11 protein-coding genes are annotated in these 10273 nt (G+C 70.4%); 4 read left to right on the forward strand and 7 right to left on the reverse strand.

Going from position 1 to position 10273, the window contains the following annotated elements; genetic code table 11:
• Positions 1–7: 7 nt before the first annotated feature.
• The gene (ftsY, locus tag Q9R47_RS11905) at positions 8–1336 is read right to left on the reverse strand and encodes a signal recognition particle-docking protein FtsY (protein ID WP_311233402.1); all 1329 of its coding nucleotides are present in this window, start codon (positions 1334–1336) and stop codon (positions 8–10) included.
• A 29-nt stretch (positions 1337–1365) separates the two neighbouring features.
• Between ftsY and Q9R47_RS11910 the strand changes: the two genes are divergently transcribed.
• The 4 genes from Q9R47_RS11910 to coaD all read left to right on the forward strand — a co-directional run bounded on the left by Q9R47_RS11910 (position 1366) and on the right by coaD (position 5462).
• Entirely contained in the window at positions 1366–2817 is a 1452-nt protein-coding gene (locus tag Q9R47_RS11910) for a pitrilysin family protein (RefSeq protein ID WP_311233403.1), read from the forward strand.
• A 34-nt stretch (positions 2818–2851) separates the two neighbouring features.
• A complete protein-coding gene (locus tag Q9R47_RS11915) occupies positions 2852–4210 on the forward strand; it encodes a M16 family metallopeptidase (protein WP_404977135.1) in 1359 nt (452 codons plus the stop codon).
• Entirely contained in the window at positions 4207–4872 is a 666-nt protein-coding gene (gene rsmD / locus Q9R47_RS11920; RefSeq protein ID WP_311233405.1) for a 16S rRNA (guanine(966)-N(2))-methyltransferase RsmD, read from the forward strand. Before Q9R47_RS11915 ends, rsmD begins: the two co-directional genes overlap by 4 nt.
• Before the next feature lie 86 nt (positions 4873–4958).
• A complete protein-coding gene (gene coaD, locus Q9R47_RS11925; protein ID WP_311233406.1) occupies positions 4959–5462 on the forward strand; it encodes a pantetheine-phosphate adenylyltransferase in 504 nt (167 codons plus the stop codon).
• 57 nt (positions 5463–5519) lie between these two features.
• Here coaD and Q9R47_RS11930 read toward each other — a convergent pair whose 3' ends face one another.
• The 6 genes from Q9R47_RS11930 to Q9R47_RS11955 all read right to left on the reverse strand — a co-directional run bounded on the left by Q9R47_RS11930 (position 5520) and on the right by Q9R47_RS11955 (position 10171).
• Positions 5520–6596: a putative zinc-binding peptidase gene (locus Q9R47_RS11930; protein ID WP_311233407.1), complete on the reverse strand. Its 1077-nt coding sequence runs from the start codon at positions 6594–6596 to the stop codon at positions 5520–5522.
• A 201-nt stretch (positions 6597–6797) separates the two neighbouring features.
• Entirely contained in the window at positions 6798–7112 is a 315-nt protein-coding gene (locus tag Q9R47_RS11935) for a BON domain-containing protein (RefSeq protein ID WP_311233408.1), read from the reverse strand.
• Between the two features lie 110 nt (positions 7113–7222).
• On the reverse strand, positions 7223–7783 hold the full coding sequence (locus Q9R47_RS11940) for a ferritin-like domain-containing protein (RefSeq protein ID WP_311233409.1): 561 nt from the start codon (positions 7781–7783) through the stop codon (positions 7223–7225).
• 126 nt (positions 7784–7909) lie between these two features.
• The gene (locus Q9R47_RS11945; RefSeq protein ID WP_311233410.1) at positions 7910–8326 is read right to left on the reverse strand and encodes a hypothetical protein; all 417 of its coding nucleotides are present in this window, start codon (positions 8324–8326) and stop codon (positions 7910–7912) included.
• 46 nt (positions 8327–8372) lie between these two features.
• Positions 8373–8537, reverse strand: a complete 165-nt coding sequence (locus Q9R47_RS11950) for a DUF1328 domain-containing protein (RefSeq protein WP_011796896.1) — start codon at positions 8535–8537, stop codon at positions 8373–8375.
• Between the two features lie 293 nt (positions 8538–8830).
• Entirely contained in the window at positions 8831–10171 is a 1341-nt protein-coding gene (locus Q9R47_RS11955) for a CHASE3 domain-containing protein (RefSeq protein ID WP_311233411.1), read from the reverse strand.
• Between the last annotated feature and the right edge of the window lie 102 nt (positions 10172–10273).

The following is a 10273-nucleotide window of genomic DNA, read 5'->3' on the forward strand; positions in this document are numbered from 1 at the left end:
GCACCGCTCAGGCCAGCAGGGCCTGGGCGAACTCACGCGCACTGAAGGTTTCGAGGTCTTCGAGCTTCTCGCCGACGCCGATGAAGTAGACGGGAATCGGGCGCTCCTGCGCGATCGCGGCCAGCACGCCGCCCTTGGCGGTGCCGTCCAGCTTGGTGACGATCAGGCCCGTGAGCTGCAGCGCATCGTCGAAGGCGCGCACCTGCGCGAGGGCGTTCTGCCCGGTGTTGCCGTCGATCACCAGCAGCACCTCGTGCGGCGCCGTGCCGTCGGCCTTGGTGATCACGCGCTTGATCTTCTGCAGCTCCTGCATGAGGTGCAGCTGCGTGGGCAGGCGGCCGGCCGTGTCCACCAGCACCACGTCCTTGCCGCGGGCCTTTCCGGCGCTCACGGCGTCGAAGCTCACGGCGGCGGGGTCCCCCCCGTCCTGGCTCACGATTTCCACCGTGTTGCGGTCGGCCCACACGCCGAGCTGCTCGCGCGCGGCGGCCCGGAAGGTATCGGCGGCGGCGAGCAGCACCGCGGCGCCCTCGGTGGCGAGGTGCTTGGTGAGCTTGCCGATGGACGTGGTCTTGCCCGCGCCGTTCACGCCCGCCACCATGATCACCGTGGGCGTGTGGCGTCCGATCTCCAGCGGCTTCTCGAGCGGCCGCAGCAGATCGGCCAGCGCGTCGGCCAGCAGTGCCTTCACGGCGGCCGGCTCGGTGGCCTTGGATTCCTTCACGCGGCGCCGCAGATCGTCCAGCAGGTGCTGCGTGGCCTTCACGCCGGTATCGGCCATGAGCAGCGCTTCTTCCAGCTCTTCGTAGAGCGCCTCGCTGATCTGGGTGCCGGTGAAGACGGTGGCGATGCTGGTGCCCGTCTTGCGCAGTCCGTTCTTGAGGCGGTCCAGCCAGCCCGAACGCTCGGGAAGGGCCCCGGGCATTGCCGCAGGCGCCGTGGTGGCCACAGCCATCGGGGCGGGCGCCTGCGCAAGGGTCGGAGCGGGTGCGGGTGCTGAAGGGGATGCCCCGATGGGGGCGGGCGCGGATGGCTCCGCTGCTACGCCGGGCCCCTGTCCGGGCGTCGTCGTGGGGGCGGCAGGGCGCAGCGGCACCGAAGGCTCTGCGACCCCTGGCGCAGGCGCGGGTGCCTTGCCGAATGGATTGCGCAGCCATCCGAAGGCCGAAGGCTGCGCCGCAGGCTCGCCTGCAGGCAGATCGGCAGTGGAGGGGGGCGGCACCGTGGCGGGCATGGTGGTCGCCGCGGCGTCCGCAGGTGCCGTGGGCAGGGGAGGGAGCGCCGGGACCTCGGGGGTGGGCGGCGTGGCGGGTTTCTTCTTGAAAAAACTGAACATTGGCGGGTTCTTAGAATCGCATCCATTCTATGAAACGCGCATTCACCCTCCTGGCCCTGCTGGCCTGCGTGCATGCCGGGGCGCAAACCCCCGCTGCCGCCAACGCTCCCGCACCCACCTCCGCGGAGGGATCGCAGCCCGGCACGCCGGCGCCCGCCGTCCGCCAGTACACGCTGGGCAACGGCATGCAGTTGTTCGTGCAGCCCGACCGGCGCGCGCCCACGGCGGTGCACATGGTCTGGGTGCGCGTGGGCGCGATGGACGAGGTGGACGGCACCTCCGGCGTGGCGCACGCGCTGGAGCACATGATGTTCAAGGGCACGAAGACCGTGCCGCCGGGGCAGTTCTCGCGCCGGGTGGCCGCGCTGGGCGGGCAGGAGAACGCGTTCACGAGCCGCGACTACACCGGCTACTACCAGCAGATTCCCGCTGCGCGCCTCGCCGAGGTGATGCGTCTCGAATCCGACCGCTTCGCCCATAACGCCTGGCCGGATGCCGAGTTCACCAAGGAGATCGAGGTCATCAAGGAAGAGCGGCGCATGCGCACGGACGACCAGCCGCGCGCCGCCCTGATGGAGCAGCTGAATGCCGCCGTCTTCACCGCCTCCCCCTACCGCCGTCCGATCGTCGGCTGGATGAGCGATCTGGATTCCATGACGCCCGAGGACGTGCGCGCCTTCCACCGCCAGTGGTACGTGCCCGCGAACGCGGCCATCGTGGTGGCCGGCGACGTGGATCCGGAGGCCGTGCGCAAGCTCGCCGAGGCGACCTACGGCCGCATCCCCGCGCGCGCCGTGCCGGCGCGCAAGCCGCGCACCGAACCCGCGCAGCGCGGCCTGCGCCGCATCGACTTCAAGGCGCCCGCCGAGCAGTCCTTCGTCGCCCTGGCGTTCCGCGCGCCGGGCCTGCAGCGCCTGGAGAACCTCGAGGAAACCGACCGCGACGCACTGGCGCTGATGGTGCTGTCCGGCGTGCTGAGCGGCTACGACGGCGCACGTCTGGAACGCGCGCTCAGCCAGGGCGCCGACCGCGTGGCGGACGGCGCGGACAGCGGTGCCTCGGTCATGGGCCGGGGCCCGAGCCTGTTCCTGCTCACCGGCGTTCCCGCGGCCGGCAAGACCGCGCAGCAGGTCGAGGCCGCGCTGCGCGCCGAGGTGGCGCGGGTGGCGCGCGAGGGCGTGGGCGAGGCGGAACTCGCGCGCGTGAAGACGCAGTGGGCCGCCTCCACCATCTATGCCCGCGATTCGCTGCAGGCGCAGGCGTCCGATCTGGGCAGCAACTGGGTGCAGGGCCTGCCGCCCGACGCCGACGCGCGCCTGCTCGCGCTGCTGCGCGGCGTGACGCCGGCCGAAGTGCAGTCGGTGGCGGCGCGCTATTTCGGCGATGACCAGCTCACCGTGGCCACGCTCGTGCCCCAGCCCGTGGCGCCCGGCACCCGCCGCCCCGCCGCTCCCGCGAGCTCCGACGGCCGCATGCACTGAGGCGCCGCCCGCCCGGAAAGACCACCCCATGACGATGAACCCCGCCTTCCGAAAAACCGCGTCGCGCGCCGCGCTCGCCGCTGCCGCATGGCTGCTGGCCGCGCAGTCCGCCTGGGCGCTCCTTCCCATCCAGCACTGGACCGAACCCAGCGGCGCCCGCGTCTGGCTGGTCGAGAGCCCCGGCATCCCGATGGTCGACGTGCAGGTCGATTTCGATGCCGGTTCCCGGCGCGATCCCGCACCGCAGGCCGGCCTCGCGAGCGCCGTCGCCGCGATGTCCTCCAAGGGCGTGCGCGCGGATGGCGCCGGTCCGGCGATGGACGAGAACGCGCTGGGCGAGGCCTGGGCCGACCTGGGCGGCAGCCTGCAGGCGTCGGCCGAGCGCGATGGTTTCAGCTATGCGCTGCGATCGCTCACCGACCCGGCCCTGCTGGACCGCGCCGCCGGCCTGGCCGCGCGGCAGATCGCCGAGCCTGCTTTTCCTGAACCGGTGTGGCAGCGCGAACGCGCACGCTGGAGCGCGGCCCTGAAGGAAGCGGAGACCCGCCCCGGCACGGTCGCCTCCCGGGCGTTCGGCCAGGCCGTCTACGGTGCGCATCCGTACGGCCAGCGCGCCACGCCGGACACGCTCGCCCGCATCGAGGTGGCCGATCTGCAGCAGTTCCACGACCGCTACGTGCAGGCCTGCCGGGCGCGCGTCAGCATCGTCGCCGCCATCGACCGCGCGCGTGCCCAGGCCCTGGCGCGGACGCTGCTCGCCCGCCTGCCCGCGGCGGATGCGGCGGCCTGCGCGCCGCTGCCGGCCGTGGCTGCGGTGCAGCCGCTGGCCCAGGCACAGGAAGTGCGGATTCCCTTCGCCTCGGCGCAGGCCCACGTGCTGATCGGCCAGCCCAGCTTTCCCCGCAAGGACCCGGATTTCCTCGCCATGCTCGTGGGCAACCACATCCTGGGCGGTGGCGGCTTCACTTCGCGGCTGACCGAAGAGGTGCGCGAGAAGCGCGGCCTGAGCTACAGCGTTTCCAGCCAGTTCTCTCCGGGGCTGGATGCCGGCCCGTTCGTGATCGCCCTGCAGACCCGTCCTGACCAGGCGCAGCAGGCCGTGCAGGTCTCGCGCGACGTGCTGGCCCGCTTCGTGGCCGAGGGCCCGACCGCAGCCGAGCTGCGCGCCGCCAAGGACAACCTCATCGGCGGCTTCGCGCTGCGCATCGACAGCAACCGCAAGCTCCTGGGCAACGTGGTGAACATCGCGTGGAACGACCTGCCGCTCGACTACCTGGAGCACTGGACCGACCGCGTGGAGGCGCTGACGGCCGCCGACATCCGCGCCGCGATGGCGCGCAAGCTGCAGCCCGACCGCATGGTGACGGTGGTGGTGGGCGGAGGTGCGCCATGAGCCCGGCACCGCGCAAGGCGGGTGCGCCCGCCCGGACCGGTTCCAGTTCCGGTTCCGCTGCCGGCAAGGCATCCACGCCGGGGGCTGGCGCGCGAAAGCCCGCCCACCACGGCGCCGGGGAGGTCCGCATCATCGGCGGGCTCTGGAAGCGCACGCGCCTGCCCGTGCCCTCCCGGCCCGGCCTGCGGCCGACGCCGGACCGCGTGCGCGAGACGCTCTTCAACTGGCTCGGCCAGAACCTGTCCGGCTGGCGCTGCATCGACGCCTTCGCCGGCACCGGCGCGCTGGGCCTGGAAGCCGCTTCGCGCGGCGCGGCCGACGTGCTGCTGGTGGAGAACGATGCCGGGCTGGCCGATCAGCTGCGCCAGGTGTGCACGAAGCTCGGCGCGTCGGCGGTGCGCGTTCAGCGCGGCGACGGCACGTCGGTGCTGCGCCAGCAGCCCGCCGGTTCGGCGCACCTGGTGCTGCTCGATCCGCCGTTCGACGGGCAGCTGTTCGAGCCCGCGCTCGCCGCGGCCGCGCCCGCGCTGGCCGCGGATGGCTTCATCTACCTGGAGGCGCCCCAGGCCTGGGACGAGGCCGCGTTGGCGCCGCACGGGCTGGTCCTGCACCGGCACCTCAAGGCCGGCGCCGTGCACGCGCACCTGCTGCGCAGGGCCTGAAGGCGCTGCCGTCCCGGCCGGCCCGCCGGCTGCAATAATCCCTGGCGCCCACTTCCGTCCGCCTTCGTCCAGGAGACCCGTCCCCCATGGCCCAGAACGTCCTCGCCATCTATCCCGGCACCTTCGATCCCATCACGCTGGGGCACGAGGACGTGGTGCGCCGCGCCACGCAACTGTTCGGGAGCGTGATCGTGGCGGTGGCCGCCGGCCACCACAAGAAGACGCTGTTCAGCCTGGAAGAGCGCATCGAGATGGTCCGCGAGGCCGTGCGTCCCTACCGCCAAGTGCAGGTGGAGAGCTTTTCGGGCCTGCTGCGCGACTTCGTGGTGGCACGCGGCGGCAAGGCCATGGTGCGCGGGCTGCGCGCGGTGACCGATTTCGACTACGAGTTCCAGCTCGCCGGCATGAACCGCAGCCTGATGCCGGAGGTCGAGACCGTCTTCCTCACGCCGAGCGACAAATTCCAGTTCATCAGCAGCACCTTCGTGCGCGAAATCGCGGTGCTGGGCGGCGAGGTGGACAAGTTCGTGTCCCCCTCGGTCTGCGAGCGCCTCTCCGCCAAGGTGCGGGCGATGCAGCCGGCCGCCTGACGCGGGGCGTCTGACGGCCTCGCACCACCACCCGGCGCCCGCCGCGCGGTTGCGGCGTCAGGTCATGTGCACCAGATCGTGCACGAAGCGCAGCTTGGCCAGCGCGCCGACGGACAGCGCGAACGGGTAGGCGTCCTGCTGCCCGAGGCTGCGGTTGAGGCTGTTGAGCAGCAGGGTGAGAGGCACCCACTCCTGCACCATCGCGTCGAAATCGGGCTGCAGCGTGGCGAACGGGTTGCCCACGCGGTAGCTTTGCCAGCCGGCCGCATGGGGGATTTCCAGACCGGTGCGGTAGCTGGATGCCGTCTCCAGCAGATCGACCATGTGCAGGTAGTGGGCCCAGGTTTCGGCCCAGTCTTCCCAGGGGTGCGCCGTGGCGTAGGCGCTGACGTGGCTCTCGCGCCAGGTACCCAGGTGCGGGCTGCTCGCGTAGTAGGTCTGCAGGGCCGCGGCGTAGTCCTGGCGTTCGTCGCCGAAGATGGTCCGGAATTCGTCCAGGCGGCCCGAGTTCAGCAGCAGGTGGTCCCAGTAGAAGTGCCCGGACTCGTGCCGGAGGTGGCCGAGCAGGGTGCGGTAGGGTTCGTGCAGCGCCAGGCGCCGGCGTGCGCGTTCGTCGTCGTCGGCCTCGGCCACGTTGAGCGTGATGGTGCCGCCCGCATGTCCCGTCATCACCGGCTGCCCGGGCTGGTCCGCCAGGAATTCGAAGACCGGGTTCGCGCCGTCCGGCGCGGGCTGGAGACCCAGCCGGGCGAGGGTGTAGTAGAGCTGCCGCTTGGCATGCTCGATCTGTTTCCAGCGCCGCAGGTTCGCGGGCTCGGAGAGGTCCGGAAGGATGCGCGTCTGGCGGCACGACGGGCACAGCTGCTGCGGGTCGTCCGCCAGCACCGCGAAGTTGCAGGTGCCGTGGGCGACGCGGTTGTGGCAGAGACGGTAGAGGGGCGACGCGCTCCCGTGGCGGTGCGACGCCACGCGCTGCCAGAGATCGCCATCGGCCTGCAGTCCGGGCACGGCGGGCACGAGCGCTGCCATGGTGAGTTCGTCGGGCAGGAGCGCGAGCTTCGTGCCGCAGTGCAGGCACTGGACGCTGTCGAAGAACACGAGATGACCGCACTGGTCGCAATTGAACACTTGCATGGCGGCGGAGCATAGACCCTGTTCATGTCTTCCGACGCACCGGCCGGGCGATGGCTGCCGGCCTGGCGCCGTCTCCGTGCCATGCGCACGGACCGCGCGGGCGCGGAATAAGACGTGCCAAGAAAAAACAGGCTCCGATGGGAGCCTGTGGAGGGTGCAACCGGCAAGGCCCCAGGGCCCGGCCGGCTGCTGCGCGTTCGATCAGGGACGCACGACGATGCTGTTGCGCACTTCGCGCACGTGCTTCGCACTGCGTGCGAGGGCTTCCGCGCGGTCCTTCTCGGCTTGCGACTTGGCGAAGCCCGACAGCTGCACCGTGCCGTTCAGCGTTTCCACGCTGATGGACGTGGCGGACACGGACTTGTCCTCGGCCATCTTGGCCTTCACGGCGGTCGTGATGCCGGCGTCGTCCACGTAGGAGCCCACGGACTGCTGGTCACGTGCCACGGAGCATCCGGTGGACACGATGGTGGCGCCGGCGAGGGCTGCGAAAGCGAGGGCACGAGCGTACTTCATGGTTGTTTCCTTGGTTTGGTTGAGAACACGGGTGCGGGGACATCCTCCGGTCCGCTGGCCTGTTGCACCCCTCTGGCCGGCGAACCGTTTACCGGGATCGGCTCCGCCGCTCAGCGGTGCAGCCAGTCCTTGAGTTCATCGGCATGCTCTTCCTCGTCGGCGAGGATGCCTTCGAGCATGCGGCGGGTGGTCGGGTCCTTGTCGCCGATCAGCGAGATCATCTGGCGGTACGCCTCGACGGCGATGCGCTCGGCCACGAGGTTGGCGCGCACCATGGCCTTCAGCTCCGACGATTCGTCGTACTGGGCGTGGCTGCGGTCCTCCAGCGTGCGCGGACGGAAGTCCGGCTCGCCGCCGAGCTGCACGATGCGCTGGGCGATCAGGTCCGCGTGGGCGGCTTCCTCATTGGCGTGCACCAGGAACTCCGCGGCGATGGCGGGCGACTCCAGGCCGTCGGCCGTGAAGTAGTGGCGCTTGTAGCGCAGCACGCACACGAGTTCGGTCGCCAGCGCGTCGTTCAGGAGCTTGACGATCGCATCGCGGTGCGGGCCGTACGCCGGCGTCACGGCGCCGTCGTCGAGGTCCTGCGTGGCTGCGTACTGCAGCGCCTTTTCGTCGAGGGCGAGCGTTTCGCCTGCAGTTGCCGTTGTCGTGGAATTCGGGGTGTTCATGGGGGCGCCCGTGGTGTTGTTCGTTGTGTGGATGTCCCGGCGGGACCGGCGGGTGGCGGTGTCACCGCCGGGCCCGCGCCGGTCCTGCCGTCAAAGTCAGGTCATACGCCGGATCGGGCCGGTGGTTCAATAGTCGCGGCCACGGGGGCGGCGGGCCAGCATGCACAGCGTGGCCACGAAGGCGCCGGCGGCGGCTGCGATGGCGAGCGACTTGCCAGGCTGCTCCGCCACGTAGCGGGCGGTGGCGTCGGCAGCCTGGTTCAGCTGGCGGCGTGCGCGGTCGCTGGTGTCGGCGCAGTAGGCGATGCCGCGGGAAGCCAGGTCCTGGGCGCGGGCAGCCAGGTCGTCGATCAGCGGATCGACGTCGTCCTTCAGCTCGCGGACCTTGCGCTCGGCCTTGTCCAGGGTCCTGTTGGCGGCGTTGCGCGTGGTGTTCACGGCGTCCTTGGCGGTATCGAGCACGTCGTCGGCCACGTCGTGTGCGGTGTCGGTGGCCTTGTTTGCAGTGTCGGCGGCCTTGTCGGCGATTTTTTGCGATTCCATTTTTTTGGTTCCTTACCGGTGGGATTGGCGAGCGGTGCTGCGGGGATCAGCCGCGCTTGAGCAGGCTCAGCACGAAGGTGACGACGGCCATGATCACGAACACGAAGAACAGGATCTTGGCGATGCCCACTGCGCCTGCCGCGATTCCGCCGAAACCGAAAAGCGCGGCGATCAGGGCGATCACCAGAAAAACGACTGCGTAGTGCAACATATCCTTCTCCTCTTGGACCGGCGGACCGGCGGGTGGTTGGTCGGTGGCGCTGTCGCGTTGGCGCCTGGGGTCCACTGTAGGTTTGCCCGCATGCGGCAGGTGCCGGTCCCCGGCGCGCAGCGCTGTAGGACGCAGCCGTCAGCGCGCGCACCTGCACCACCGCGCAGGGCGCTGGGGCTCGGCGCAACGCAGTGCGAGGCAAGAACGGAGGGGAGAAGGGCGCGCCGGGTGGCCGCCGAGGAGCACGTGCGGCGGGCGCCGGGCTGGAGAGCCGGCGCCGCGCGCCGGGATGCTCAATGCACGACGGGCAGCACCGCGGACACGAGGGTGCCCTCTTTCGGCTCCGACGTGACGGTCAGCCGGCCGCCGGCGGCCTCCACGCGGTGCCGCATCCCCATGAGCCCGTGGGCCGAGCTGTGCACCTTGCTGGTGTCGAAGCCTTCGCCGTCGTCGCGGATCTGCACGGTGACGTGCGTGGGGTAGTTGTGCACCGCCACCAGCACCTTGGAGGCATTGGCGTACTTGCCGATGTTGGTGAGCGACTCCTGCACCATGCGGTACACGGTGAGCTGCACCGACTCGGGCAGGTCCACCGCCTCGAGGTTGAGGTCCACCTCCACGTTGCTGCGCTGCTCGAACTCGCGCGCCAGGATCTCCAGCGATGCGGTGAGGCCGAGGTTGAACAGCGACGACGGCCGCAGGTCCTCGATGATGCGCCGCTTGAGGGCGATGCCGCTGTTGAGGGTTTCGGTCAGGTGCTTGAGGCGTTCGGCGATCTCGGGGGCCTGCGCGTCCACCTTCGACTTCAGCCGCGCCACATCCAGCTTGGCCGCCGTGAGCAGCGCGCCGAGTTCGTCGTGCAGCTCGCGCGCCAGGTGGCCGCGCTCGTCCTCCCGCACCTGCTGCAGGTGGTTCGCCAGTTCGGTGAGCGATGCCGTGCGTTCGCGCACCAGGCCTTCGAGCCGGTCGCGCTCGCGTTGCAGCGAGGCCTGCTCGCGCTCCTGCGCCGTCTGCAGCGCGCTCGCCTGGCGCAGGTACATGTAGAAGGCCAGCAGGCCGATGACGACCACCGTGGCGATGCCGATGCGCGAGAGCGTGAGCGAGTGCAGGATCTCGTCGGTGTGGTGCGTGGACTGGTCGATGCTGCGCTGCGTGAGCCGGCCGGAGAGGGTGCGGATCGCATCCATGTTCTCCTTGCCCACGTCGGTGGAGAGCACGAATTTCCAGGCATCGTCGTTGTTCTGCCGGCGCAGCCGCAGGCTCAGGTCCAGCTCGGACATCTTGCGCGCGATCTGCCGCGAGAGCTGGGTGAAGTCCTCCTGGTCTTCGGGGGATGCCCGGTAGATGCCGCGCAGCTCCTCGAGGTTGGCGTTGATCGTGGCCGCGGCCTTCTGGTAGGGCTGCAGGTAGCGCTCGTCGCCCGTCAGCAGGTAGCCCCGCAGGCCGGTTTCCGCATCGAGCATGTTCTCCATCATGCGGCTGAGGGCCGAGCGCGTGGCATACGTGCTCGACAGTGACTGCACAGCTTCATTGGAGCGTGCGTAGCCCGCCTCGTTGATGCCAACCAGCGCAGCGGCTGCCAACAGTGCCAACGGCAGGCTGACGGCCATCTTGCGAAAATTGGACCAGCGCATATGTATGTTTCTCCGAAAGACTAGCGGGCGAAATCTGGATAATGTCACCGGCCGGCAGCAATCGCCGCAGGCACGCTCCCGCAACGGTGGAATGGCCACCTG

Source organism: Acidovorax sp. PRC11 (assembly GCF_031844105.1).
GTDB lineage: Bacteria > Pseudomonadota > Gammaproteobacteria > Burkholderiales > Burkholderiaceae_C > Paracidovorax.